Origin of the sequence: Devosia sp. (assembly GCF_036406155.1) — a bacterium.
In the GTDB taxonomy this organism is placed as follows: Bacteria; Pseudomonadota; Alphaproteobacteria; order Rhizobiales; family Devosiaceae; genus Devosia_A.
Map to the genome: position 1 here is coordinate 1 of NZ_DASWVV010000141.1, position 25617 is coordinate 25617.

The 25617-nt window shown below is 68.9% G+C and carries 20 protein-coding genes and 1 pseudogene; 13 read left to right on the forward strand and 8 right to left on the reverse strand.

Annotated elements, in window-relative coordinates; all coding sequences use genetic code 11:
- The 4 genes from VGD93_RS08920 to VGD93_RS08935 all read left to right on the forward strand — a co-directional run.
- Positions 1–878, forward strand: an 878-nt coding sequence (locus VGD93_RS08920; RefSeq protein WP_395011243.1) for an ABC transporter substrate-binding protein, incomplete at its 5' end; no start/stop codon positions are given.
- 62 nt (positions 879–940) lie between these two features.
- The gene (locus VGD93_RS08925) at positions 941–1768 is read left to right on the forward strand and encodes an ABC transporter ATP-binding protein (protein ID WP_395011245.1); all 828 of its coding nucleotides are present in this window, start codon (positions 941–943) and stop codon (positions 1766–1768) included.
- Positions 1765–2619 carry an ABC transporter permease gene (locus tag VGD93_RS08930; RefSeq protein WP_395011247.1) on the forward strand — a complete coding sequence of 285 codons (855 nt, stop codon included), beginning with the start codon at positions 1765–1767 and terminating at the stop codon, positions 2617–2619. Before VGD93_RS08925 ends, VGD93_RS08930 begins: the two co-directional genes overlap by 4 nt.
- Positions 2620–2631: 12 nt before the next feature.
- Positions 2632–3213 carry an NAD(P)H-dependent oxidoreductase gene (locus VGD93_RS08935; protein WP_395011249.1) on the forward strand — a complete coding sequence of 194 codons (582 nt, stop codon included), beginning with the start codon at positions 2632–2634 and terminating at the stop codon, positions 3211–3213.
- Here VGD93_RS08935 and mce read toward each other — a convergent pair.
- From mce to VGD93_RS08960, 5 genes are all read right to left on the reverse strand, one after another.
- Complete coding sequence (gene mce, locus VGD93_RS08940; protein ID WP_395011251.1) at positions 3210–3635, reverse strand: methylmalonyl-CoA epimerase; 426 nt, start codon at positions 3633–3635, stop codon at positions 3210–3212. The two genes, VGD93_RS08935 and mce, sit on opposite strands and share 4 nt — an antisense overlap.
- 136 nt (positions 3636–3771) lie before the next feature.
- Positions 3772–5922 carry a methylmalonyl-CoA mutase gene (gene scpA, locus VGD93_RS08945; protein WP_395011252.1) on the reverse strand — a complete coding sequence of 717 codons (2151 nt, stop codon included), beginning with the start codon at positions 5920–5922 and terminating at the stop codon, positions 3772–3774.
- 144 nt (positions 5923–6066) lie between these two features.
- Positions 6067–8055 carry an acetyl-CoA carboxylase biotin carboxylase subunit gene (locus tag VGD93_RS08950; RefSeq protein ID WP_395011254.1) on the reverse strand — a complete coding sequence of 663 codons (1989 nt, stop codon included), beginning with the start codon at positions 8053–8055 and terminating at the stop codon, positions 6067–6069.
- Positions 8055–8801, reverse strand: coding sequence for an endonuclease domain-containing protein (locus tag VGD93_RS08955; protein WP_395011255.1), 747 nt, complete (start codon positions 8799–8801; stop codon positions 8055–8057). Before VGD93_RS08955 ends, VGD93_RS08950 begins: the two co-directional genes overlap by 1 nt.
- A 92-nt stretch (positions 8802–8893) precedes the next feature.
- Positions 8894–10426 carry an acyl-CoA carboxylase subunit beta gene (locus tag VGD93_RS08960; RefSeq protein ID WP_395011257.1) on the reverse strand — a complete coding sequence of 511 codons (1533 nt, stop codon included), beginning with the start codon at positions 10424–10426 and terminating at the stop codon, positions 8894–8896.
- Between the two features lie 122 nt (positions 10427–10548).
- On the opposite strand from VGD93_RS08960, the gene VGD93_RS08965 reads away from it, so the two are divergent.
- From VGD93_RS08965 to VGD93_RS09005, 9 genes are all read left to right on the forward strand, one after another.
- The gene (locus VGD93_RS08965; protein ID WP_395011259.1) at positions 10549–11961 is read left to right on the forward strand and encodes a helix-turn-helix domain-containing protein; all 1413 of its coding nucleotides are present in this window, start codon (positions 10549–10551) and stop codon (positions 11959–11961) included.
- 85 nt (positions 11962–12046) lie between these two features.
- Positions 12047–14839, forward strand: a complete 2793-nt coding sequence (locus VGD93_RS08970; RefSeq protein ID WP_395011261.1) for a hypothetical protein — start codon at positions 12047–12049, stop codon at positions 14837–14839.
- Positions 14840–14912: 73 nt separating this feature from the next.
- Positions 14913–15779: a carboxylating nicotinate-nucleotide diphosphorylase gene (nadC, locus tag VGD93_RS08975; RefSeq protein ID WP_395011263.1), complete on the forward strand. Its 867-nt coding sequence runs from the start codon at positions 14913–14915 to the stop codon at positions 15777–15779.
- A complete protein-coding gene (gene cysQ, locus VGD93_RS08980) occupies positions 15776–16582 on the forward strand; it encodes a 3'(2'),5'-bisphosphate nucleotidase CysQ (protein WP_395011265.1) in 807 nt (268 codons plus the stop codon). The genes nadC and cysQ overlap by 4 nt, the downstream gene beginning before the upstream one ends.
- A 136-nt stretch (positions 16583–16718) precedes the next feature.
- Entirely contained in the window at positions 16719–17264 is a 546-nt protein-coding gene (locus VGD93_RS08985; RefSeq protein ID WP_395011266.1) for a helix-turn-helix transcriptional regulator, read from the forward strand.
- A 48-nt stretch (positions 17265–17312) separates the two neighbouring features.
- Positions 17313–18488 (forward strand): efflux RND transporter periplasmic adaptor subunit, encoded by a 1176-nt coding sequence (locus VGD93_RS08990; protein ID WP_395011268.1) that lies wholly within the window; start codon positions 17313–17315, stop codon positions 18486–18488.
- Positions 18485–21817, forward strand: a complete 3333-nt coding sequence (locus VGD93_RS08995; protein WP_395011269.1) for an efflux RND transporter permease subunit — start codon at positions 18485–18487, stop codon at positions 21815–21817. Before VGD93_RS08990 ends, VGD93_RS08995 begins: the two co-directional genes overlap by 4 nt.
- A 120-nt stretch (positions 21818–21937) precedes the next feature.
- Entirely contained in the window at positions 21938–22177 is a 240-nt protein-coding gene (locus VGD93_RS09000; RefSeq protein ID WP_395011271.1) for a type II toxin-antitoxin system Phd/YefM family antitoxin, read from the forward strand.
- 10 nt (positions 22178–22187) lie between these two features.
- Entirely contained in the window at positions 22188–22568 is a 381-nt protein-coding gene (locus VGD93_RS09005) for a type II toxin-antitoxin system death-on-curing family toxin (protein WP_395011272.1), read from the forward strand.
- A 391-nt stretch (positions 22569–22959) separates the two neighbouring features.
- Here the strand turns inward: VGD93_RS09005 and VGD93_RS09010 are convergent, their stop codons facing one another.
- The 3 genes and pseudogenes from VGD93_RS09010 to VGD93_RS09020 all read right to left on the reverse strand — a co-directional run.
- A complete protein-coding gene (locus VGD93_RS09010; RefSeq protein WP_395011274.1) occupies positions 22960–24858 on the reverse strand; it encodes an ABCB family ABC transporter ATP-binding protein/permease in 1899 nt (632 codons plus the stop codon).
- Positions 24858–25208 (reverse strand): ArsR/SmtB family transcription factor, encoded by a 351-nt coding sequence (locus VGD93_RS09015; protein ID WP_395011276.1) that lies wholly within the window; start codon positions 25206–25208, stop codon positions 24858–24860. The genes VGD93_RS09010 and VGD93_RS09015 overlap by 1 nt, the downstream gene beginning before the upstream one ends.
- Positions 25209–25237: 29 nt before the next feature.
- Positions 25238–25617, reverse strand: a pseudogene (locus VGD93_RS09020) (LysM peptidoglycan-binding domain-containing protein); the annotation flags it as partial.

Here is a 25617-nt window from a genome sequence, read left to right on the forward strand (position 1 = left end):
TCTACCAGGCCCTGGCCGACGGCACCTATGCCCGGTACGGCCTCGACGTCACCATCGTGCCCGGGGGGCCGCAGGCCGCCAACCGGGCCCTGCTGATCTCCGGCAAGATCGACTTCTACATGGGCGGCATGATCTCGGCCCTGGACAGCGTCCGCGCCGGTATTCCCACGGTGACGGTCGCGGCCATGTTCCAGAAGGACCCGCAGATCCTGATGGCGCATCCTGACGCCGGCTACGAGAGCTTTGCCGACCTCGCCAGGGCCGACCGGATCATCATGGCCAAGGATATCCTGGTGACCAAGTTCGAGTGGATGAAGAAGAACTTCCCCGGCTTCCGCGACGAGCAGTACGTGCCCTACACCTTCAATCCGGCGCCGTTCATCGCCGACCCCAAGGCGGTGCAGCAGGGTTACGTCACCTCCGAGCCGTTCGCCGTCGAGCAGCAGGGGGGCTTCGAGCCGAAGGTCTTCCTGTTCGCCGACGAGGGCTACAACGCCTATTCGACGACGATCGAAACCATGCAGACGCTCGTCGACGAGAACCCGGATCTCGTGCAGCGCTTCGTCGATGCCTCGATCATCGGCTGGTACAACTATCTTTACGGTGACAACACTGCGGCCAACGAATTGATCAAGCAGGACAATCCCGAGATGACCGATGCGCAGTTGGCCTTCTCGCGGGACAAGCTCAAGGAATACGGCATCGTCGTCTCGGGTGACGCCGAAACCAAGGGCATCGGCTGCATGACCGAGGAACGGTACGGCAATTTCTTCGGCAAGCTGGTGGCCATCGGCCTCTACGAGGCCTCGCTAGACTGGCGCAAGGCGCTCGACACCCGCTTCGTGTGCAAGGGCGTCGGCATGGAACTCGCACACTGAGCGACCGCCGGCGGCGCCAAATGCCGCGCCGCCGCGCGCCGTCGCCTGCTGGGGAGCGGCACGTGTCCCACTCTTTCCTCGCCGCCGAACCCGCGACCGGACGACCGCAGCCGGATGCCGTGGTGCGCCTCGAAGACGTCGGCAAGGTCTTCGCCAACGGCACCGTGGCGCTCTCCGGGCTGTCGCTGGCGATCGCGCCCGGGGAATTCCTCAGCCTCCTGGGTCCTTCGGGCTGCGGCAAGTCCACGGCGCTGCGCCTCATTGCGGGGCTGAGCCGGCCGACATCCGGGTCCATCGCCTGGCCTGCCGCGAGGCTCGACGGGCGCGGCCTGCCGCGGGGGGAGATCGGGTTCGTCTTCCAGGAGCCCACCCTCATGCCCTGGCAGACGGTCTTCGGCAACGTCTGGCTGCCGCTGCGTCTCGCCGGCATCAGCAGCCGGCAGGCGCGGCCGGCCGTCATGGAGGCGCTGGCGGCCGTCGGTCTCGAGCCCTTCGCACGCGCCTATCCGCGCGAGTTGTCGGGCGGCATGAAGATGCGCGTCGCCATCGCCCGGGCGCTGGTGATGCGACCCAGGCTGCTGCTCATGGACGAGCCGTTCGCCGCACTCGACGAGATCGCGCGACAACAGCTCAACGAGGACGTCCTGCAATTGTGGCGTCGTACGGGCCTCACCGTCGTCTTCGTCACGCACTCGGTGTTCGAGAGCGCCTTCCTCGCCAGCCGCATCGTCGTCATGACCCCGCGCCCCGGCCGCGTGTTCAGCGATTTCGCGGTGGCGGCGCCGGCCGATCGCGATGCCCGGTACCGGACGTCGGACGCCTACCACGCCGTCACCGCCAAGGTCTCCCGGGCCCTGCAGGAGGCGATGCAGGCCGGAGCCGCCGCATGAACGCCCTGCCCCCTGTTGAAGACGGCGTCGGCCCCACCGCGCCGGATGCCGCCGCCCCCGCGACGCCGCTGCGCGACAAGGTGCTGCGCGTCGTCGTGCCCGTCGGCGTGCTCGCCGTCGTGGTTCTTGCCTGGCAGGCCTACGTCACGCTCTCGCAGGTGCCGCGCTACCTGCTGCCCAGCCCTGCCGACGTGGCCGCAGCGTTGTGGAACGACTGGGGCATCCTGTGGCCGGCGCTGCTGGTCACCCTGCGGCTCACCTTCGTCGCCCTGCTGCTGGCGCTGGCGGGCGGGGCGGCGCTGGCCATCGTGCTGGCGCAGTCGAGGTGGATCGAACTGGCCCTGTTCCCGATCGCAGTCGTGCTGCAGGTGACGCCGATCGTCGCCGCGGCGCCGCTGCTCATGATCTACACCGACACCCAGACGACGCTGCTCACCTGCGCCTTCCTCGTCGCCTTCTTTCCGATCCTGTCCAACATGGTGGCCGGGCTGAAGAGCGTCGATCACAACCTCCTCGACCTGTTCGAACTCTCAGGCGCCACGCGCTGGCAGACGCTGGTTTATCTCAAGCTGCCGGCCGCGCTGCCCTACTTCCTCGCCGGGTTGCGCATCGGCGGTGGCCTCGCGCTGATCGCCGCCGTCGTCGCCGAGTTTGCCGCCGGCTCCGCCGGCAAGGGAGCCGGCCTCGCCTTCCGGCTGCTGGAAGCAGGCTACCGGCTCAACATGCCGCGGCTGTTCGCGGCGCTGATCCTGCTCACCGGCACCGGCGTCGCCATTTTCGCACTAACCTCGCTCGTCTCCTGGCTCGCGCTGCGCCGCTGGCACGAGAGCGCGGTGCGGCGCGATACGTGAGGGAACGGCTGCATGCGCGTCCTCGTCGTCCACGCCCATCCCGTCGAAACCAGCTTCAACCGCTCGCTCTATCTTGCGGCGCTCGGCACGCTGCGGGCCGGCGGCCACGAGGTCGATGCACTCGACCTGTACGCCGAAGGCTTCGAGTCGGTGCTGAGCCGCGCCGAGCGGCTCAGCTATCACGACGTGCCGGGAAACATCACGCCGGCCATCCGTCCCTATGTCGAGCGCGTCCGCGCCGCCGAGGCCATCGTCTTCATCCATCCGGTGTGGAACTATGGCTATCCCGCCATCCTCAAGGGCTTTTTCGATCGCATCCTGGTGCCGGGAGTAGCGTTTGACCTGGTCGATGGCAGGCTCACCCCGATCCTCAGGAAACGGCAGGTGGTCTACGTCACCTCCTATGGCGGCGACCGCCTGCGCACCTGGCTGATGGGCGATCCGCCGCGGCGGCTGGCACGGCGCTGGGGCTGGGCGACGTTCGGCACGCGGCTGCCGCCCAAATACCTCGCCCTCTACCGGATGGACCGGCGCAGCGCGCCGGAACTCGAGGCGTTCATCGACAAGGTAAGGCGCGAACTGGGCAAGCTCTAGGCGGACGGCGGCAGCGGCCTTGTCTCTTCGAGTTCGATCAGCGTGCCGTCGAAATCCTTGGGGTGCAGGAACAGCACCGGCAGCCCGTGCGCCCCGGTCTTCGGCCGGCCGTCGCCGAGCACGCGCGCGCCGGCCTCGGTCAGCGTCTGCGCGGCGCTCAGGATATCGGGCACCTCGAAGCACATGTGATGAATGCCACCCCCCGGATTTTTCTCGAGGAAGCCGGCAATGGGCGAGCTGTCCCCGAGCGGGGTCAGCAGCTCGATCTTGGTGTTGGCGAGGGTGACGAAGACGACGGTGACGCCGTGCCCGGGCACCGCCTGCGGCTCACCGACCTCCGCCCCGAGCAGGTCGCGGTACTTGGCCGCCGCCTTCGCCAGGTCGGGCACCGCGATCGCGACATGGTTGAGCCGTCCGATCATGGGGTGCCCTCATCCGGCGCTTCGCGCCACCTTCTCCCACGAGGGGAGAAGGCTTCAGGCTGCGGGCTCGCGGCTCCATCGCCCTCTCCCCTTGCGGGAGAGGGTGCCCGAAGGGCGGATGAGGGGTGAGGCCAAATCATCTGTTCCTCAGCCTGCCCTCGATCTGGTTCAGCACCGAGAACGCCGCCTCCAGCACGTTGGTGCCCGGCCCGAAGATCTCGGCCACCCCGGCGCTGCGCAGGAACGCGTAGTCCTGCTCGGGGATGACGCCGCCGACGATGACGGTGACGTCGGCACACCCGCGCCGGCTCAGCTCCGCCAGCAATTCGGGCACCAGCGTCTTGTGCCCGGCCGCCAGCGAGGACACGCCGACCGCGTCGACCCGCAGGTCTTGCACATGGTCCGCCACCTCCGGTGCCGTCTCGAACAGCTCGCCCATATGCACGTCGAACCCCAGGTCGGCGAAGGCCGAGGCGATGACCTTGGCGCCGCGGTCGTGGCCGTCCTGTCCCATCTTGGCGATGAAGATCGAGGGGGCACGGCCCTTGCCGGTCCGGAACGCGGCCAGCCGCTGCTGCATCGCCACGTATTGCGGGTCGCCGGCGTAGTTCTGCGCGTAGACGCCGGAGATCACCCGCGTCACGGCCGCGTAGCGGCCGAATTCCGCCTCGAGCGCGGAAGAAATCTCGCCCAGCGTCGCCCGGGCACGGGCCGCCTCGATGGCGCCGGCAAGCAGATTGCCCTGCCGCCCGGCGGCCATGGCGCGCAGCGCCGCCAGCTTCTCCTGGCAACGGCTCTCGTCGCGGCTGCGGCGCAACTCGGCCAGCCGCGCAACCTGCTCCTCGCGCACCTTGGCGTTGTCGATCTCGCGCACCTCGACCGGCGGCTCGTTGTCCAGCCGGAAGCGGTTCACGCCGACGACCACCTCCTCGCCGCGGTCCACCCGCGCCTGGCGGATCGCCGCTGCCTTCTCGATCGCGAGCTTGGGCCCGCCCTCCTGCACCGCGCGGGTCATGCCGCCCTGGGCCTCGACCTCGTCCATCAGTTCCTTGGCGCGCGCCACCAGTTCGGCGGTCAGCGCCTCGACATAGTAGGAACCGCCGAGCGGGTCGACGACGTCGGTCACCCGGCTTTCGTGCTGCAGGATGAGCTGTGTGTTGCGCGCGATGCGCGAGGAGAATTCCGTCGGCAGGGCAATGGCTTCGTCGAAGGAGTTGGTGTGCAGGCTCTGCGTGCCCCCGAGCACCGCCGCCAGTGCCTCGATGGTGGTGCGCACCACGTTGTTGTGCGGGTCCTGCTCGGTGAGGCTCACCCCCGAAGTCTGGCAGTGGGTCCTGAGCATCTGCGAGCGCGGGTCTTTCGCCCCCAGCGCGGCCATGATCTCGCTCCACAGCGTGCGCGCGGCCCTGAGCTTGGCCACCTCGAGGAAGAAATTCATGCCGATGCCGAAAAAGAAGCTCAGCCGGCCGGCGAAGGCGTCGATGTCGAGCCCGCGTGCCATCGCCGCGCGCACATATTCGCGGCCGTCGGCCAGCGTATAGGCCAGCTCCTGCACCGCCGTCGCCCCCGCCTCGTGCATGTGGTAGCCCGAGATCGAGATGGAGTTGAACTTCGGCATGTGCGCCGCCGTATGGGCGATGATGTCGCCGACGATGCGCATGCTCGGCTCGGGCGGATAGATGTAGGTGTTGCGGACCATGAACTCCTTGAGGATGTCGTTCTGGATGGTCCCGTCCAGCTGCGCCTGCTGCACCCCCTGCTCTTCGGCGGCCACGATGAACATGGCGAGCACCGGCAGCACGGCGCCGTTCATGGTCATCGACACGCTCATCTGGTCGAGCGGGATGCCGTCGAACAGGATCTTCATGTCTTCGACGCTGTCGATGGCGACGCCGGCCTTGCCGACATCGCCCACGACGCGCGGGTGGTCGCTGTCATAGCCGCGGTGGGTGGCGAGGTCGAAGGCGACGCTGAGGCCCCTCTGTCCCTTTTCCAGCGCCTGGCGGTAGAATTCGTTGCTCTCGCGCGCCGTCGAGAAGCCGGCATATTGCCGGATCGTCCACGGCCGGTTGGCATACATCGTGGCGCGCACGCCTCGGGTGAACGGCGCCTGTCCCGGGATCTGCTGCCCCGCTTCGGCCGGCACGTCCTCCGCGAAATAGACCGGGCTGACCGGCAGCTCGCCATAGTCGCGGGTGAGGTGTTCGAGCGGGGTATCACGCAGTTCCTTCCGCGCGAGCTTCGACCAGGCTTGGAAAGTTGCGCCGGGACCCCTGTGCTCAGCCATTTCCACCCCCACCCTTGGCGCTTCGCGCCGTCCCTCCCCTCAAGGGGGAGGGAGACGATCGAGCCGCAAGCTCAGTTCCAGAGGGGAGCGCTCCCCTCCCCCTTGAGGGGAGGGGTCGGGGGTGGGGGTCGCGTGGTGTGAGCATCATACCGCCTCGAACTCCATGATCACCTCGTCCACGGCCAGCACCGCGCCGGCCGCCACCCGCACGCGCGCCACCCGGGCGCGCTTCTCCGCCTTGAGCACGTTCTCCATCTTCATCGCCTCGACGATGGCGAGGGTCTGCCCGTCCTCGACCACGTCCCCCTCGGACACGTCGATGCGCACCACCTGCCCCGGCATCGGGCAGAGCAGGAAGCGGCTGAGATCAGGCGGCACCTTCCTGGGCATCAGCGGCAGCAGTTCGGCAACGCGCGGCAGCAGCACCTTCACCGCCAGGTCGGCGCCGCGGTAGCGCACGCGGAAGCCGCCGGTCGTGCGCTGCGCCTTCATCACCAGCACGTCGCCGTCGACGCGGGCGCGCGCGATGGTGTCGCCGGGGGCCCAGTGCATTTCGACGAGGGTCTTGCGGCCGGCATGGGTGAGCCAGTACTCGCCGTGGCGCTCGGAGAGGGCGAAGGCCCAGCGCCTGTCGCCGATCACGACCGTCCGCTCCGCCGGCAGCGCCGGCCTGTCGGCGCCGGCGAAGCCGCGGCTCTCATGGGCATGGGCGGCGCAGCAGGCGAAGGCCGCGATGCGTTCCAATACCTCCTCGGACAGCTCTACCCCGCTGAACCCATTGGGGAATTCTTCGGCGATGTAGCCGGTGGTAAGCCGCCCGTCGCGGAAGCGCTGCTGGTTCATCACCGCCGACAGGAACGGGATGTTGTGGCCCACGCCCTCTATCTCGAACTCGTCGAGCGCCGTCGCCATGGCCTCGATGGCCTCGCGCCGGGTGGGCGCCCAGGTGCACAGCTTGGCGATCATCGGGTCGTAGAATGTCGAGATCTCGCCGCCCTCGTAGACCCCGGTATCGTTGCGCACGAAGGGCGGCTCGTCCGCCGTCTCGGCCGGCGGCCGGTAGGTCGACAGCCGCCCGGTCGAGGGCAGGAAGTTGCGGTACGGGTCCTCGGCATAGAGGCGGCTCTCGATGGCCCAGCCATCGAGCCGGATGTCCTCCTGCGCCAGCGGCAGCTTCTCGCCCGCGGCGACGCGCAGCATCAGTTCGACCAGGTCGAGTCGGGTGACCAGTTCGGTCACCGGGTGCTCGACCTGCAGCCGCGTGTTCATCTCGAGGAAGTAGAAATTGCGGTCCTTGTCGACGATGAACTCGACGGTGCCGGCGCTCTGGTAGCCCACCGCCTTGGCCAGCGCCACCGCCTGCTCGCCCATCTTGCGCCGCGTCGCCGCGTCGAGGAACGGACTCGGCGCCTCCTCGATGACCTTCTGGTTGCGCCGCTGGATCGAGCACTCGCGCTCGCCCAGGTAGACGACGTTGCCGTGGCTGTCGCCCAGCACCTGGATCTCGATGTGCCGCGGCTCGGTCACGAACTTCTCGATGAAGATGCGATCGTCGCCGAAACTCGAGGCCGCTTCCGAGCGCGAGCGCTCGAAGCCCTCCGCCGCCTCCCGGTCATCCCAGGCGATGCGCATGCCCTTGCCGCCACCGCCGGCCGAGGCCTTGATCATCACCGGGTAGCCGATGGCGCGCGCGATCATCACCGCCTCGGTGGCGTCCCCGATCAGGCCCATGTGGCCGGGCACGGTCGAAACGCCGGCTTCGGCGGCAAGCTTCTTGGAGGTGATCTTGTCGCCCATGGCCTCGATGGCGCCGGCCGGCGGGCCGACGAAGACGATGCCGGCCGCCGCGAGCGCTTCGGCGAACTTGGCATTCTCCGACAGGAACCCGTAGCCGGGATGCACCGCCTCGGCCGCCGTCGCCGTGCAGGCGGCGATGATCTTGTCGATCGACAAATAGCTGTCGCGCGCCGGCGAGCCGCCGATATGCACGGCCTCGTCGGCCAGCTTGACGTGCAGCGCCTCGCGGTCGGCATCCGAGTAGACCGCGATAGTGCGAACGCCGAGCCTCTTCGCCGTCTTGATGACCCGGCAGGCGATCTCGCCGCGATTGGCAATGAGGAGTGAGGAGAACATCAGCGGGCCTTTGCAGGGGATGGGTGCGCGTCGCGGTCGTCCTGGCCGGGGCTCTCGGCTCTTGCCCATCCCTCCCCCTTGTGGGGAGGGTGGCGCCCCGCAGGGGCGACGGGTGGGGGGAGGCGCGCCAGGATGGCGACCGCCGTACCTTCCAGGTTGTTCATCACCTCGGAAGTGGTGAACCGAAGCACGAGATATCCCTGCCCGGAGATGAAGGCGTCACGCGCCCTGTCGTAGCTCGCCTCCGCGGCCTCGAAATGCCCGGCTCCGTCCACCTCGACGACGAGTCGCGCCCCATGCGAAGCGAAGTCGGCGTAGAAGGGCCCGAGCGGCACCTGCCGGCGGAAATGATAGGCGTCAAAGGGCGGCCGGCGGAGAACCGCCCAAAGCCGCACTTCCGGCGGTGACATGCGGCTACGCAATGCTCTCGCTTGGGCCTTGCCCATGCCGCACCCCCACCCGGCTCGCTGCGCTCGCCACCCTCCCCACAAGGGGGAGGGATGAGCCCGTCTGGAGTCTACGTCGTCCCGGACAATTGCAGAATCCGCAAGACTACTGAACCTCGCGCTAGGCTGCGCTACCGGCTCACGCCCCTCCCCGGTGGCGCGCGCAGTGTCCATGCCGCACCCCCACCCGGCTCGCTGCGCGAGCCACCCTCCCCACAAGGGGGAGGGATGTGCCCGACGGGAGTCCACGTCGTCCCGAGCAATCGCTGAACCCGCAAGACTACTGACGCTCGCTCTCATCCGGACGATCGGCTCACGCCCTTCCCTCCCCCTTGTGGGGAGGGTGTCGGCCCGCAGGGACGACAGGTGGGAGTGATAACGCGGGACGCCCCTCACAGCGGGATGTTCCCGTGCTTTTTGGCTGGCATCGCGGCCTTCTTGCGCTTGAGCGTCTCGAACGCCCGCACCACGCGGCGGCGGGTGCCGTGCGGCATGATGACGTCGTCGATGAAGCCGCGCTCGGCGGCGACGAACGGGTTGGCGAAGCGGTCCTCGTAGTCCCTGGTGCGCCGCGCGATCTTGTCGGGATCGCCCAGTTCGGCGCGGTAGAGGATCTCGGTCGCGCCCTTGGCGCCCATCACCGCGATCTCGGCTGAGGGCCAGGCGTAGTTGACGTCGGCGCGGATGTGCTTACTGGCCATCACGTCGTAGGCGCCGCCATAGGCCTTGCGCGTGATCACGGTCACCTTCGGCACCGTCGCCTCGGCATAGGCGAACAGCAGCTTGGCGCCGTGCTTGATGATGCCGCCATATTCCTGGGCCACGCCGGGCAGGAACCCGGGCACGTCGACCAGCGTCAGGATGGGGATGTTGAAGCAGTCGCAGAAGCGGATGAAGCGCGCCGCCTTCTTCGACGCATTGATGTCGAGGCAGCCGGCCAGCACCAGCGGCTGGTTGGCGACCACGCCCACCGTCTCGCCGTTGAGGCGGACGAAGCCGGTGAGAATGTTGCCGGCATGGTCCTTCTGCAGCTCGAGGAAATCGCCCTCGTCGGCGAGTTTCAGGATGACCTCGCGCATGTCGTAGGGCTTGTTGGGGCTGTCGGGGACGAGCGTGTCGAGCGCATCCTCGCGGCGGTCGGGCGTGTCGTTGGTTGCGACCAGCGGTGCCTTGTCGGTGGCGCTCAACGGCAGGAAGTCGACCAGCCGCCTGACCTCGAGCAGTGTCTCGATGTCGTTGTCGAAGGCGGCATCGGCGACCGCCGAAATCCTGGTGTGCGTCGAGGCGCCGCCCAGTTCCTCCTGGGTCACGATCTCGCCCGTCACCGTCTTGACCACGTCGGGGCCGGTCACGAACATGTAGCTCGTGTCCTTCACCATGTAGATGAAGTCGGTCATGGCCGGCGAATAGACGGCGCCGCCGGCGCAGGGGCCCATGATCACCGAGATCTGCGGGATGGCCCCGGAGGCCTGGACGTTGCGCCAGAACACTTCGGCATAGCCGCCGAGCGCGGCCACGCCCTCCTGGATGCGGGCGCCGCCAGAGTCGTTGAGCCCGATGACCGGGGCGCCGTTCTGCACGGCGAGGTCCATGATCTTGCAGATCTTCTGGGCGTGCGTCTCGCTCAGCGAGCCGCCGAAGACGGTGAAGTCCTGGGAAAACACGTAGACCATGCGGCCGTTGATGGTGCCCCAGCCGGTGATCACGCCGTCGCCGGGGATCACCTGCTTCTCCATGCCGAAATCGGTGGAGCGGTGGGCGACGAACATGTCGTATTCTTCGAAGCTGTGCGGGTCGAGCAGCACCTCGAGCCGCTCGCGGGCGGTGAGCTTGCCCTTCGAATGCTGGGTGTCGATGCGGCGCTGGCCGCCCCCGAGGCGGGCCTCGGCCCGCCGCTGCTCCAGCGCGGCGATGATGTTCTGCATGCGGGCACTCCGTCGGGCCGTGTGGGCCGACATTAGGCGTTGCCTGCCGGTAGGGGGAGACAGGAAAGCGCGTAGCTGTTACAAAACACACGATTTGTCCTGCAAAACTGTGGATTTGTGAAATGGCAGCGCGCAAGATCTTCGCCGGGGCCAAGCTGCGGGCCCTGCGCAGCCAGCACCGGCTGACCCAGGGCGAGCTGGCTGCGCGGCTGGACATCTCCACTTCCTACGCCAACCAGCTCGAGAGCAACCAGCGGCCGCTGACCGCAGCGGTGATGCTGGCGCTGGCCGACGCCTTCGGGCTCGACCTGTCGACGTTGTCGACGGATGCCTCGGACCGCCTGCTCTCGGACATGCGCGAGGTGGTGGCCGATCCGGTCTTCGGCGACGCCGTCCCCGACCTGCAAGAACTGAAGACGCTGAGCGTCAATGCGCCCAACGCCGCGCGTGCGCTGCTGCGCCTCTACGAGACCTACCGCAAGACCTCGGAACGGCTGGCCGGCGTCGACGCCGTCCTCACCCGCGACCCCTCGAGCGGCATTAAGACCGCCTGGGAGGAGGTGCGCGACTTCTTCCACTACGCCGACAACTACATCGACCCGCTGGATCGCGCCGCCGAGGGGCTGGCCCAGGAAATCGGCGAATTCGGCCCCGACCGGCTCAGCCGGCTCATCGCCTACTGCGCCGAAACGCACGACCTCCGGGTCAGCCTCACCGTGCCGGAGCGCGCCGACATGATCCGCTCCTTCGACCGGGCAACGCGGACGCTGGCGGTCAATGTGCGGCTCGAGCCGAGCACGCAGTTCTTCCAGATCGCCAGCCACCTGGCGCAGATGGAGCAGACGACGCTGATCGGCTCCATCGTCGAGAGCGCCGGCTTCAGCGGCGAGGAGGCGCGGCAGACGGCCCGGATCGGGTTGTCCAATTACTATGCCGGGGCCCTGCAGATGCCCTACGGCGCCTTCCTCAAGGCGGCCGAGGCGGCGCGCTACGACATCGAGGAACTGGGCCACGCCTTCGGCGCCAGCCTCGAGCAGGTGGCGCACCGGCTCTCCACCATGCAGCGCCCGCGCGAGCGCGGCGTGCCGTTCTTCTTCGCCCGCGTCGACGCCGCCGGCACCATCACCAAGCGGCACTCGGCGACGCCGCTGCAATTCGCCCGCTTCGGCGGCGCCTGCCCACTGTGGAACGTGCACCGCGCCTTCGAGGCGCGTGGCGAGATGATCCGCCAGCTCGCCGAGACCCCGGACGGCAATCGCTATCTCTGCCTCGCCTGGGCCGCGGAGAAACGCGTCGGCGGCTATCGCGGCCCGGTCAGGCGCTACGCCTATGCGCTCGGCTGCGAGGTCAGCCACGCGGGCCAGCTCGTCTATGCCGACGACCTCGACCTCAATCGCGCCAGCTTCGATCCCATCGGCATATCCTGTCGCATCTGCGAGCGGCGCAACTGCCTGCAGCGCGCCGTGCCGCCCCTTGCGGCGACCATCGCCGTGCCCGCCGACCGCCGCGCCATCGTCCCCTACGAGATCGTGTGAGCGAGGCCGGGGGCGTCCGCCCGGCGATTTGACCCGATGGCCGCGGCGGCGTTAGGCTCGCCGGGTGCAGGCCGCGGAGATGGCGATGGCACGTGCGGGAAGGACGTTCTCTGCCTGTGTGCGGGTCGCCGCGCTGGCTGCGGCGCTGTTCGCCGCCCAGCCGGCACCGGCCGATGAGGTTGACGCCGCCTTCGCCGCCATTGCCCAGGCCGCCGCCGACGAGCGCGCGCTGGCGGATACGCTCGAACGGGAGCGGCAGCGGCTCGCCAGCGCCGTGCTGCGCCTCGATGCGGCCGCCGGCGGCGACGCGGAGGCCGCCCTGCAGGGGGAGGCCGACGCCATCGACGCGGCGCTGGCGCAGGCCTATCGCGACAGCGACGCAGTCGGCGCCGAGCGCGAGCGGCTCAACCGCGAACGCGCGCTGCTGCAGGCTTGGTTCGACACCTTCAGCCGGGTCGGGGACAGCCTCGGGACACGCCAGTTCCAGGCGCTCGACGCGGAACTGGCGGGCTTGCGGCGGGCCGGCACCATCCCCGCCAATGGCGCGCCCACCCTCTCGGACCTGCGCATGGTGAACGAGCGCCTCCGCACCCTGGCCGCCGAAGCCGAACGGCTGGGGCGGCGCGACGCCGCCGAGCGCGAGCGGCTGCACGCCGAGATCGACAGGCTGCAGCGCCGGCGCGACGAACTGGCCCTCGCGCGGCAGGGCGCGCCGCTGCGCCTCGATGACGCCGCCCTAAGAGAGTGGCAGGACGCCGCGGCGGCGGTGGCCACTGCGCAAGGCCAACTCGAAGCCGTGCGCGATCGCATCCAGGCCCTGGCGGAACAGGTGGTGGCGCTGCTCGGAGCGGCCGGCCCGCCTTATCTCGCCGAGGTGGAGGCGGTGGCGCCCGACGGGCCGGTCTACTACCACGCGCGCTGGGAGGCCGATACCGGCGGCAATGGCGACGAGGCGCTCCGGGCGCGCCGGCTGGTAGCGGCGGAGCGGGCCCTGGTCCAGGCCCTGTCCGAAGTCGCGGCGACCCGCGAAACCCTGCGCGAGCCGCGCCAATGGCTGGCCGAGCGCATGGCCATCGAAAGCCGGATCATCAACGAGGCTGCAGCCGATTGGGGTGCGTCGAAGGAAAACGGGATCGCCGTCGTCGCCCTTGTCGACGTCGTCATGACCTTGGCCGAGGCGGCGGCCGGCAATGCCCCCGGCGCCCTGGCCGGCAAGACCGCCGAGCTGGCGGGCGCGCTGCGCAAGATGACCGGGGCCCGCATGGCGGCGAACGCCCTGCTGGAGGCCGGGCCGGCGACCGCCGGCACGCTTGCCGAGAAGGCGGCGCGCGCCAGTTCCGCCCGGCGCGAGGCCATGCGCGCGACGCGCGCTGCCTTCTCCATGCTGGTGGAAGAGGCCATCGAAGCGGAGGTCGCCAAGGGCACGCCGCGCCCGTTGGCGGCGCTGCTGGCGGAGCGCCGCCTGCTGCCGGTACAGGAGCAGGTCCTCGACCGGCTGTCGACGAGTTGGGCCGGCACCAGCGCCAACGCCGCGCTCGCCGACGCCCAGGCCGGACTGCTCGATGCCGTGCAGCGCGAGGCGGCGCGCGTCGGCCTCGACATCACCACCATCCTCAACGACCCCACGCGCTTCCGCGCCTTCGCCGACGCCCTGCTCAAGGAGGGCGTGACCGGTCCGGGGGCCAAGCAGGCGGCGAACGAGATCGGCGCGCTGTATGACGCCCCGCTCAAGCGCCTGCTCGGGGCCGACGGCGAGTTCGTGGGGCACACCGCGGAAGCCGCCAGCGTGCTGCTCGGCGACCTCGTCGAGAACGGCCTCAAGACCGTGGCCTATGGCGCGTTCGGCGCCGACGGCATTTCGCGCGCCGCACTCGCCCAGTTGACCAATCTGGACGGCGGCTGGACCCGGTTCAGGACCAACGTCGCCGCCGGCTACTCGGCCAACGCCACCGGCACGCTCATCAGCGCCGCCTCGACGGCGGTGAAATCGGCCGCGGCCTACTATTTCGACCAGCGGACCAATGCCGCCTCGGATCGCTTCTGGGATGCCTTCACCGCCTCGGCGGTGCTGCAGCAGCGCTACAACGCCCTCATCGAGGACGACAAGCTGCTGTGGGGGATGCAACTGCGGCTGCGGCACGCGCTGCTCGCCGTGCAGGCCGAGCTGGCGCTGCTGCGCGGCGACCGCCAGAAGGTCGTGCTGGTGGACCAGCCGGTGCCCGCCGTCGACACCCGGGTGGAGCTGCGCTTCACCTTCTCCACCGCGCTCGCCGTGCCGCCGCTGCTGCAGAACGGCAGCTTCCAACGGCCGCTGCAACCACAGGGGACGCTGCCGGCGCTGACCTGGAGCGCCCCGAGCATCGGGTGCTACCTCGAGGACGGGCAGCTCAGCGTCGCGCTCGACCCGCGCACGGCGCCCTACCCCGCGCTCGATTCCGACCCGGCGAAGCCGGCGTACAAGGAACCCGGCATTCCCGAGCCGCGCCACTACGAGCCCGGCCCCGACCGCAACCACGTGGTGAAGCTGGCCTTCGCCCCCGGGCCGGGGTCCGGGCGGCACCCGCTCGCGGGGTGCTGGATCGGCATGGGCGGCTATCTCGTGCTGCAGGAAGACGGGAGCGGCTGGGCCGGCTGGATCGGCCACCCCGACAGCCGGCAGGAGCTGGCCGACATCGGGCTCTCCGCTGCCGGGCTGGAGGCGACGATGCTGTTCCATGACGGCACGCCGCAGTTCCATATCTCGCTCGCCGCCGGTGCCGATGGGCGACGCCTCGAGGGCCGGTGGCAGCGCATCGATCCACCGTTCAACGAGCCCGAAACCGTCGAGGCCAGCTATGTCCGCCAACCCTGGGAATTGCGGGCCGGCGCAAAGCCGTAGCAGGCAGCGCTCGGGGCGATTGCGCCGCGCGGCGCCGCCGCGTAAACACTCGCACCGAATGCGAGACGAGGCCATGTTCCCACCCCCCCAGTCCGGCAGCCTGCCCCCGCACCTGGTCGAGAGCGCCGTGCGCGCCGCGCTGGCCGAGGATTTCGGGCTGGCCGGCGATCTCACCAGCCAGGCGGCGCTGCCGCCCGACGCAACGGCGGTCGCCGCCATCCGCGCGCGCGAACCGGGGGTCGTCGCCGGCCTGCAGCTCGCGGCCGAGGCCTTCCGCCAGGCCGGGCCCGGCCTGCGCGTCGAGCCGCAACTCGCCGACGGCGCCGCGGTGCGCGCCGGCGAGATCGTGGCGCGTGTCGCCGGCAATGCCCGCGAGGTGATGGGTGCCGAGCGTACGGCGCTCAACTTCCTCAACCACCTGAGCGGCATCGCCACCCTCACCCGGGCTTTCGTCGACGCGGTGGCGGGTACCGGCGCGCGCATCTGCGACACGCGCAAGACCATCCCCGGCCTGCGCGCCTTCCAGAAGCACGCAGTGCGCTGCGGCGGCGGCTGGAACCACCGCTTCGCGCTCGACGACGCCATCCTCATCAAGGACAACCACATCGCCGTGGCGGGCGGCGTCGGCGCGGCCTACCGGGCGGCACGCGCCGCCGCCGGGCACATGGTCGCCATCGAGATCGAGGTCGACAGCCTCACCGGGCTCGAGGAGGCGTTGGACGCCGGCGCCGGCATCGTGCTGCTCGACAACATGGACAACGCGACGCTCAGCGAAGCCGTCGCGCGCAACCGGGGGCGGGCGATTCTCGAGGCCTCGGGCGGGGTGACGCTGGCACGCGTCCGCTCCATCGCCGAGACCGGCGTCGACTACATCTCCACGAGCCAGATCACCATGGGCGCGCGGCCGCTCGATCTGGGGCTGGACGTGGAACTGCGATGATGGACAAGACGCTGCACCTGATGCTGGAGGCAGGGCTGGCGGCCTCGCGCATTGTGCTCGAGGTCTACGAGCAGGATTTCGCGCATGTCATCAAGCCCGACAATTCGCCGGTGACCGAGGCCGACACGCGGGCCGAAGACGCCATCCTCGCGCTGCTGGCGCACACCAGGCTGCCCGTGCTGGCCGAGGAAAGCGCCGGCATGGGCCGCATCCCCGAACTGGGCCAGCGCTTCTTCGTCGTCGACCCGCTCGACGGCACCAAGGAGTTCGTCAAGCGCAACGGCGAATTCACCGTCAACATCGCCCTGTGCGAACACGGGCGACCGCGGCTCGGCGTGGTCATCGCCCCGGCCAGGGGCGAGGCCTACTGGAGCGGCCCGGACGGGGCCTGGGCGGGGCAGATTCGCGATGGCGCCCTGGTCGGCGAACATCGCATCCACGCCCGCGTGCACGGCCCGGTGCACGTGGTCGGCAGCCGCTCGCACGCCCATCCGGCGATGGACGCGCTGTGCCGGCACATGAACGTGGTCAAGGACGTCTCGGTGGGGTCCTCGCTCAAGTTCTGCCTGCTCGCCAGGGGCGACGCCCAGCTCTATCCGCGCTTCGGGCCGACCTCGGAGTGGGACACGGCAGCCGGCCAGGCGGTGCTGCAGGCGGCCGGCGGCGTGGTCCTCGGGCTCGACGGGGCGCCGCTGACCTGCGGCCACAAGGCGAACCGCTATCTCAACGGCAGCTTCGTCGCCGCCGCCAACCTCGCCATCGCCGACATGGCGCGGCTCGAAATGCTGCGGCTCATGGCCTGACGGCCGGCCCGCCCGCCATGCGCGTGGCGCATGGCAAAACGACAAAGCCTGCGAAAAAGACGGCTTGCGCCGGCCGGCGCCGCCCTATATAGGGCCGGCATATTCCGGACCAGCATATCGTTAACAGGATGCGTAGATGAACGTCAGGACCATCTGCCTCGCCATCCTCTATGACGGCGAGGCCACGGGATACGAGATTCGCAAGCTCTCGGTAGAGGGGGAGTATTCCTATTTCGTCGACGCCAGCTTTGGTTCGATCTATCCGGCGCTGGCGCGCCTCGAAACCGAGGGACTGGTGACGAGCCGGGTCGAGCAGCAGGACGGCCGGCCCGCCAAGAAGATCTATGCGATCACCGCCGCGGGCCGTTCCGCCTTCATCGCCTCGCTGTTCGAGGACCTGGGCGAAGACGAATTCCGCAGCGAGTTCCTCCTGTTCGCGCGGTTTGCCTCGGAACTGCCGGCCTCGCTGGTCGAGGCGCGGCTCGATGAGCGGCTCGCGCAGATCGACAAGACCCTCGCCGATTTCGACAGGCTCGGCGAGGAACATACGCACCCGGGCGATGCCTGGGTGATCAATTTCGGGCGCTCTTGCATGGTCAGCACACGCGACTATATCCAGGCGCACCGGGGCGAACTGATTGCGATGGCACGACCCGATATAGGCTCGGCCGCCGCGGAATAAAGGGCGATTACTGAAATGCGTGCTGTCTTGTCTTACGGCATCGCGGGCATGATTGTGCTTGCACTTGCGGCGTGGCTGGTCACGGGGACCTTTGTTGCCGGCGGCAACGGCCCCGGCAACGGCGAGCGCCCGATCATCGCGCTGGTCTCGGGCGACGACACCGCCACGGCCCATCACGAGGCCGGCGGCGTCGATCCGCACCTCACTATCGCCGAGCGCGAGGCGCAGGTGGCCGAAGGCCAGACGCCGCTGCCGAGCGTGCGCACCGTCACCTATGCCATGCAGCCCATGGCCATCGAGGTGCCCCTGCGCGGCCGCACCCGGGCCAAGGCCGCGGTGAAGGTGATGCCCGAGACGGCCGGCATCGTCCAGGCCGTGCATGTTGAGAAGGGCCAGGCGGTGGCCGCCGGCGACCTCATTTGCACGCTCGACCAGGGCACCCGTGCCGCCGCCGTGGCGCAGGCCGAGGCCGCGCTCGCCCAGGCGCAGCAGGACTACGACACCAATGCCGCGCTGCGCGCCAAGGGCCTGCAGCCGGCCAACAGCGCCGGGGCGATGGAAGTCGCCCTCAAGGCGGCGCAGACCGGCCTCGACAATGCCCGGGCCGAGCTGGCCCGCACCGAGGTGCGCAGCCAGGTGGCGGGCGTCGTACAGGACCCGCTGGCGCAGGTCGGCGACATGCTGGGCGCCGGCACGCCCTGCGCCACCGTCGTCCAGCTCGATCCGATGCTGTTCACGGCGGCGGTGACCGAGGCCCGCATCGGCTACGCCAGGCTCGGCCTGCCGGCGACCGTCACCACCGTGACCGGGCAGACGGCCGCGGGCAAGGTGACCTACATCTCGGCCAGCGCCGACCCGGCGACCCGCACCTTCGCCATCGAGATCGAACTGCCCAATGCCGACGGCAGGCTGCTCGACGGCATTACCGCCGAGGCGGTGGTCAATGTCGGCACCGCGCCCGCCCATCTGCTGCCGCAATCGGTGCTGACGCTGGACGACGAAGGCGTCCTGGGCGTGCGCGCCGTCGGCGCCGACAGCAAGGTGGCATTCTACCCGGTCACCATCATGAAGGACACCCGCGCGGGCGTCTGGGTCACCGGGTTGCCCCCGCGGGTGGACGTCATCACCGTCGGGCAGGAATTCGTGCAGGCAGGCCAGGCCGTCAAGGCGACCAACGTCGCCCCGGCCAACGCGGAAACTCCGGTTGAGGGTGCGGCAACATGATGAACCTCCTCGAACGCATCCTGCGCATGCCGCGGGTGGTGCTGACCATCATGCTGATCCTGCTGGTGGCGGGGTTCGGCGCCTATGTGTCGCTGCCCAAGGAGAGCTTCCCGGCCATCGACATTCCCTATTTCTACGTCTCCGTGAGCCAGACCGGCGTCGCCCCGAAGGACGCCGAGCGGCTGCTGGCCAAGCCCATCGAGGACAGGCTCGAAGACCTCGACGGGCTCGAGAACATCACCTCGACCTCGACCACCGGCCACGTCTCGGTGTTCCTCGAGTTCAACGTCAACGCCGACAAGGACCGGGCGCTCGCCGACATCCGGGCCAAGCTCGACGGCGTCTCCTCCGAGCTGCCGGACGATGCGACCGAGCCGTCGGTGACCGAGATCTCCTTCTCCAACATCCCCACCATCTCCGTCGCCGTCTACGGCACGGTGCCAGAGCGCGCGCTCGTGCAGAAGGCCAAGGAGCTGCAGAAGGCGCTCGAGGAAATCCCCACCGTGCAGAGCGTCACCATCTCGGGCTCGCGCGACGAAATGCTGGCGGTGACCATCGACACCAACCGGCTCGAGGCCTACGGCCTCACCGCCGGGCAACTGCTCGACGCCATCGCCAAGAACAACATGGTCGTGCCCGGCGGCACGCTCGATACCGGGCAGGGTTCGTTCAGCGTCGAGGTGCCGGGGCTTATCTCGTCCGCCGCCGACGTCTACTCGCTGCCGCTCAAGAGCGACGGCGAGACCGTCGTCACCTTCGGCGACGTCGCCAGCATCACGCGCACCTTCAAGGACGCAACCGAGTACGCCCACGTCAACGGCGAACCGGCGATCACGCTGGGCGTGCTCAAGAAGCTCGGCACCAACGTCATCGAAATCTCCGACCAGGTGCGCGCGGTGACGGCCCAAGTCACAGCGGACTGGCCCGAGGGCATCAACCACAGCTTCCTGATCGACCAGGCCGAAAACACCAAGAGCCTCTACCGCTCGCTCGAGGCCGCCGTGCTCACCGCCGTGGCGCTGGTGATGATCACCTGCGTGGCGACGCTGGGCGTGCGGCCGGCGCTGATGATCGGCACCTCGATCCCGATCTCGTTCATGATCGCCTTCATGGTCGTGCAGATGCTGGGCATGACCATCAACATGATGATCATGTTCGGGCTGGTCATTGCCGTGGGCGTGCTCGTCGACGATCCCATCGTCGTGGTGGAATATGCCGAGCGCAAGCTGCAGGAGGGCATCCCCAAGAAGGAGGCCTTCATCCTCGCCGCGCGCAAGATGTTCGTGCCCGTGGTGTCGGCAACCTTCACCACGCTGGGCGCCTTCATCCCGCTGCTGTTCTGGCCCGGCATCATCGGCAAGTTCATGAGCTACCTGCCGATCATCGTCATCGTCGTGATGTGCGCCTCGCTGCTGTCGGCGCTGGTGTTCATGCCGATCATCGGCGGCATCATCGCCTCGACCCATGTCGACCCCAAGGAGAAGGAAGCCGCCGACATCGTCATGTATCCGGACAAGTTCGACCCGAACAAGGTCCGGGGCCTGACCGGCCGCTACGTGCGCACGCTGCAGCACCTGATCCGCCACCCGCTGATCACGCTGCCGGTCGGCTTCGCCATCGTCTTCGGCATGTTCGCCGCCTATATCGCCAACCCCACCGGGGTCGAGGCGTTCCCGGCGATGGAGCCGCAGTTCGGTACCGTGTCGGTCGTGGCGCGCGGCAACTATTCGCCGGTCGAGATCCGCGACCTGCTGGTCGAGGTGGAAAAGGAAATCCTGCAGGTGCCCGGCATCCAGGATTCCATCATGACCTTCGGCGGCGGCGACGGCTTTGCCACCGGCAACACCCCGCCCGACACGATCGGCATGTTCCAGCTGCAGCTGATGCCGTGGAACGACCGCGTCAAGGCGGCCGAGATCTTCCAGAACATTCGTGACCGCGTCGCCGACATTCCTGGCCTGCAGGTGCAGATTTCGGCGCAGGAGGAAGGGCCGCCCGCCGGCAAGGCGATCAATCTGCGGGTCGAGAGCACCAGCTACGCGGACCTGACCCCGACGGTCACCAGGCTGCGCGACTATCTGGAGAACCAGCTCGGCGATACGCTCGACGTCGAGGACGGGCGCCCCTCCCCCGGCATCGACTGGGAAGTGACCATCGACCGCCTCGAGGCCGCAAAGTACGGCATCGGCGTGCGCGAGCTCAGCCCCTATGTGCAACTGGTGACGAGCGGGGTGAAGCTCGGCAGCTACCGGCCGGACGACGCGACCGACGAGCTCGACATCAGGGTGCGGCTGCCGCAGGACGAGCGCTCCTTCGACACGCTGGATTCGCTGCGGATCGTGACCAGCCAGGGGCTGGTGCCGGTGAGCAATTTCATCAAGCGCACGGCCGTGCCGAAGGTCGCCAACATCCAGCGCCACAACGGCGTCTACTACATGGGGGTGGCCGCCAACCTGGCGCCGGGGATCATGGCCGATGCCAAGATCGAGCAGCTCAAGCAGTGGCAGGCGACGCAGCAGTGGCCCTCCACCGTGAAGATCGTCTATGGCGGTGCCGACGAGCAGATCGGCGACACCAACGCCTTCATCGGCAACGCCCTGATGGCGGCGCTGGCCCTCATCGCGCTGGTGCTGCTCATCGAATACAACAGCTTCTACCAGGTGCTGGTGACGCTCTCCACGGTGGTGATGTCCATCGCCGGCGTGCTGCTGGGCATGCTCGTCACCGGCATGAGCTTCTCGGCCATCATGACCGGGCTCGGCATCGTGGCGCTGGCCGGCATCGTGGTGAAGAACGGCATCGTGCTGATCGACACCTACAACCATTACCGGCGCGATGACGACGTCGAGCCGGTCAAGGCGATGCTCATCACCGCCTCCCAGCGCGTGCGGCCGGTGCTGCTGACCGCCACCGTGACGGCGCTGGGCGTCATCCCGATGGCCCTCAACATCGAGTTCGACTTCCTCCGCCGCGAGGTCGTTGTGGGCGGGCTGGCCGGCTCGTGGTTCACCCATCTGTCGGCGGCGCTGGTTTCGGGCCTGTTCGTCTCGACGGCGCTGACGCTGGTGATGGTGCCGGTGCTGATCACCGCACCGTCGGTGATCTGGCAGGGCTTCGTCGGCCGGGCCCTGCGCGGCATCGGGCACCTCGTCGCCGCGCCCTTCCGCGCCGTGTTCGGGCGCCGGCGGGCGGTCACTGCCGAAGGCGTCGAGGTCGAAATTCCGCCCGGGGCCGACAGCACCGGCAAGTACATCTCGCACCCACCCGGCGGGCTGATCGCGAAGGAGCAGGACGGAGTGACCGTCGTGTCGCGCGACGCGGCCGAATAGGCCGCCTGCCCCGGGGCAGGCGTCTGCAATCTCGAAGGGCCCGCAGCGATGCGGGCCCCTTCATATTGCGGGCCTCGTCATGAATGGCTATATTAGCTAACTTGGCTGGCGGAGACGAAAATGGCCTCGATGACCGCGACGGACGCAAAGAACAGGTTCGGCGAATTGCTGGACATGGCCCGCAAGGAGCCCGTCGAAGTCCAGAGGAACGGCCGTACGGTGGGAGTGATGCTTTCCCCGGAGCAGTACGTGAAGCTGCTGGAGGCTAGCGCCGGAGCGAAGGTGCGCCCGATTGTCGACGAGTTGCTGGAGAGAAGTATCCAGCGGCGCCGTTCGCTGTATGAGGCGTTGGCGAAATAGCGTCTTGACATTGTATCTCACCATCGACGAGGCCCTGCGCATACACCAGCGGCTTATCGACGTGTTCGGGGGCGCGCCGGGCGTTCGCGACCTTGGACTGATCGAGGCGGCGCTGCTTCGCCCCCAGACCGGCTACTACGACGGACTTATCGAAGAAGCGGCGGCCCTCTGGGAAAGCCTGGCGATGAACCACGGCTTCGTGGACGGCAATAAGCGGGTCGCCTTTGCATGCCTCGAACTTTTCCTGCAGATGAATGGCGCTGACCTGACCGCGTCCAATGCCGAGGCGGAGCGCTTCATCTACAGCCATCTCGAGGCCGGCACCTTCCGCAAAGACGTCATCCAGGCCTGGCTCGAGAGCAATACCGCACCGCTCGCCAAAGAGGGCTGAAACCGGCTTCCGACCTTCCGCGCACCATTCTTGTCCACCGCACCGTCACCCCCGCACGCCGCGCAGCGGCGATCTCGGGGGCTCGCGGAGATTCGGGCGGTGGTTCTCCGCCTCGACAGCACCACCCCCACCGGTCGTCCCTTCGGGCCGACACCCTCCCCGCAAGGGGGAGGGAGAGGTCCTGTGGTTGGGGCTACCGTCGGAGTTCTCTGACACGCGGAAGGCGGGGCGCCCCCTCCCCAGCCCTCCCCGCAAGTGGGAGGGTGTCCTCCGGTGCGCGTGGCACGATCGTGTCCCCAGGGCCGGCGACAACCTTCACCCTCCCCCGCGAAGCGCGGGGAGGGTCGGGGAGGGGGGTGGCCAGGGAAGCGGAACGCTTGTGGGCGCCGTCCTACTCCGCCGCGGGGGCGCTGCGTCGCACGAGGCCGCCGGCGTCGGCGGCCTTGCGGCGGGCCACCTCCTCGGCCTCCGTTACCTCGCGCTGGCGGTTCCACATCTGGGCGTAGAGCCCGTCGCGCGCCAGCAGCTCGCGGTGCGTGCCGCGCTCGGCGATCTCGCCGTCGCGCAGGACGATGATCTCGTCGGCGTTGACCACGGTGGACAGGCGGTGGGCGATGACCAGCGTGGTGCGGTCGGCGGCGACGGCATCGAGCGCCGACTGGATATCCTGCTCGGTCTTGGTGTCGAGCGCCGAGGTGGCCTCGTCGAGAATGAGGACGGGCGGGCCCTTGAGGATGGTGCGGGCGATGGCGACGCGCTGCTTCTCGCCGCCCGAGAGCTTGAGGCCGCGTTCGCCGACCGGGGTGTCGTAGCCCCGGGGCAGGCTCTCGATGAAGCCGCCGATCTGCGCCAGTTCCGCCGCCTGGCGGACCTCTGCGTCGGTAGCGTCGGGGCGGCCGTAGCGAATGTTGTAGGCGATGGTGTCGTTGAACAGCACCGTATCCTGCGGCACCATGCCGATGGCGGCGCGCAGGCTCGCCTGGGTGACGTCGCGCAGGTCCTGGCCGTCGATGGTGATGCTGCCCCCGATGACGTCATAGAAGCGGTACAGCAGGCGCGAGATGGTCGACTTGCCGGCCCCGGACGGGCCGACCACGGCGATGGTCTTGCCGGCCGGGATCTCGAAGCTGACGCCCTTGAGGATCGGCCGCTCCTCGTCGTAGTGGAAGCGCACGTCGTCGAAGCGGATCACCGGGCCGCGGATCGCGATCGGGCGGGCGCCGGGCTTGTCCTGCACCTCCGGCTCCCTGTCGAGCAGCTTGAACATCTCCTCGATGTCGGTGAGGCCCTGCCGGATTTCTCGGTAGACGAAGCCGATCATGTTGAGCGGCCGGTAGATCTGCATGAGGAAGGTGTTGAGCAGGACGAAGTCGCCCAGCGTCAGCGTGCCGTTGAGGACGCCGAGCACGGCCATGATGCCGACGACGGTGACGCCGCCGTAGAAGATCACCGCCTGGCCGAAGTTGAGCACGCCGAGCGAGCTCCAGATGCGGATCGCCGAGCGCTCGTAGCGTTCCATCGAGGCGTCGAAGCGCCGGGCCTCCATCTGCTCGTTGGCGAAATACTTGACCGTCTCGAAGTTGAGCAGGCTGTCGACCGCCTTGGAATTGGCGTCGGTGTCGCTCTCGTTCATGTCGCGGCGGATAGTGATGCGCCAGTTCGAGGCCTTGATGGTAAACCACAGGTAGAGCCAGATGGTTACCACCAGCACGCCGAGATAGCTCACCCCGAACATCACGGTGAAGATGGCGCCGACGATCACGAACTCGACCACCGTCGGCGCCGTGTTGAGCATGGTGAAGCGGACGATGGTCTCGATGCCCTTGGTGCCGCGCTCGATCACCCGGCTCAGCCCGCCGGTCCGGCGCGCCAGGTGGAAGCGCAGCGACAGCCGGTGCATGTGCTCGAAGGTCTGCAGCGCCAGCTTGCGCACGGCATGCTGGCCGACGCTGGCGAACAGGACGTCGCGCAGCTGCTGGAAACCGGCGTCGATGACGTTGCCGAGCCCATAGGCCACGACCAGCACGATGGGTACCGCGAGCCCGAGGACGAGCGCCGCACCCTGCCCGCCGGTATCGAGCGCGTCGATGATACCCTTGTAAGCAAAGGGGACGATGGTGGTGGCCACCTTGGACACCAGCAGCGCGGCGATGGCGAGGATCACCCGCAGCTTGAGATCCGCCCTGCCCTCCGGCCACATGTACTGCCAGAGATTGCGCACCGTCCGCCACAGCCCGCCTTCGTCGGCGCTGACCGTGGGCCGCTTGCCTGTCTCGCTGGAAACGGCCATCAGGCCGGTTCCGTCAGGGCCGGGGCGCCGCGGCCGGCGACCGGCGCGGCGAGGCCCGTGATGAGTCCGCCGACCGCGTCCCCCAACGCCTCCAGCCGGTCGTGGCGCACGGTATAGCAGTTGCGCGTGCCGCGGGCGTGACGCTCCACCAGGCCGGCCTCGAGCAGCACCTTGATGTGCTGGGAGACCGTCGACTGGGCGAGCGGCAGGCACTGGGTGACGTCGGTGCAGCAGCAATCCCCCGGCAATTGCGTCGCCAGGATGCGCAGGATGCTCAGCCGCACCGGGTGGCCCAGGGCGCGCAGCGCGCTGGCGATCTCCTCGTCTTGCATGGTCGTCGTCTCATTCATCGTCATTTACCGATAGAAGATGCGCGCAACTAAGGCAAGAGGGCTGCCGGGGCCGGTGCACTGCCCCCGGAGGACGGCGTCGGTTGCCCCGCAAGAAGCGGCGGCAGGCCCTGCAGCACTTCGCCGGCCTGCCCGGGCGTGGTGGCCACCACCAGCGGCTCGGCCTCGCGCTCGGGGTCGATGACGACCACGAAGGACTGTGCGCCCGGCTCGTCGCTGCCTGCCTCAGCCACGGTGATCTCGACGCCGCCGGACGGCAGCGGCAGCGCCGGCACCACCGCCCAGTCGCCGCTCGCTTCCGCCTGTACGCGGCCCAGCAACTCGCCATTGGAAAAGGTCTCGATCCAGGCGCCGGGCCGGCCGGTGCCGGCGATCACTACTGAGCCGTCAGGCTCGACCCTGAGCAGGG

What these genes read in the sequence shown, in the direction of transcription:
- VGD93_RS08930 (WP_395011247.1), top strand. Translation starts at nt 1,765, where the DNA reads ATGAACGCCCTGCCCCCTGTTGAAGACGGCGTCGGCCCCACCGCGCCG.
- VGD93_RS08935 (WP_395011249.1), top strand. Translation starts at nt 2,632, where the DNA reads ATGCGCGTCCTCGTCGTCCACGCCCATCCCGTCGAAACCAGCTTCAAC.
- mce (WP_395011251.1), bottom strand. Translation starts at nt 3,635, where the DNA reads ATGATCGGACGGCTCAACCATGTCGCGATCGCGGTGCCCGACCTGGCG.
- scpA (WP_395011252.1), bottom strand. Translation starts at nt 5,922, where the DNA reads ATGGCTGAGCACAGGGGTCCCGGCGCAACTTTCCAAGCCTGGTCGAAG.
- VGD93_RS08950 (WP_395011254.1), bottom strand. Translation starts at nt 8,055, where the DNA reads ATGTTCTCCTCACTCCTCATTGCCAATCGCGGCGAGATCGCCTGCCGG.
- VGD93_RS08955 (WP_395011255.1), bottom strand. Translation starts at nt 8,801, where the DNA reads ATGAGAGCGAGCGTCAGTAGTCTTGCGGGTTCAGCGATTGCTCGGGAC.
- VGD93_RS08960 (WP_395011257.1), bottom strand. Translation starts at nt 10,426, where the DNA reads ATGCAGAACATCATCGCCGCGCTGGAGCAGCGGCGGGCCGAGGCCCGC.
- VGD93_RS08965 (WP_395011259.1), top strand. Translation starts at nt 10,549, where the DNA reads ATGGCAGCGCGCAAGATCTTCGCCGGGGCCAAGCTGCGGGCCCTGCGC.
- VGD93_RS08970 (WP_395011261.1), top strand. Translation starts at nt 12,047, where the DNA reads ATGGCACGTGCGGGAAGGACGTTCTCTGCCTGTGTGCGGGTCGCCGCG.
- nadC (WP_395011263.1), top strand. Translation starts at nt 14,913, where the DNA reads ATGTTCCCACCCCCCCAGTCCGGCAGCCTGCCCCCGCACCTGGTCGAG.
- cysQ (WP_395011265.1), top strand. Translation starts at nt 15,776, where the DNA reads ATGATGGACAAGACGCTGCACCTGATGCTGGAGGCAGGGCTGGCGGCC.
- VGD93_RS08985 (WP_395011266.1), top strand. Translation starts at nt 16,719, where the DNA reads ATGAACGTCAGGACCATCTGCCTCGCCATCCTCTATGACGGCGAGGCC.
- VGD93_RS08990 (WP_395011268.1), top strand. Translation starts at nt 17,313, where the DNA reads ATGATTGTGCTTGCACTTGCGGCGTGGCTGGTCACGGGGACCTTTGTT.
- VGD93_RS08995 (WP_395011269.1), top strand. Translation starts at nt 18,485, where the DNA reads ATGATGAACCTCCTCGAACGCATCCTGCGCATGCCGCGGGTGGTGCTG.
- VGD93_RS09000 (WP_395011271.1), top strand. Translation starts at nt 21,938, where the DNA reads ATGGCCTCGATGACCGCGACGGACGCAAAGAACAGGTTCGGCGAATTG.
- VGD93_RS09010 (WP_395011274.1), bottom strand. Translation starts at nt 24,858, where the DNA reads ATGGCCGTTTCCAGCGAGACAGGCAAGCGGCCCACGGTCAGCGCCGAC.
- VGD93_RS09015 (WP_395011276.1), bottom strand. Translation starts at nt 25,208, where the DNA reads ATGAATGAGACGACGACCATGCAAGACGAGGAGATCGCCAGCGCGCTG.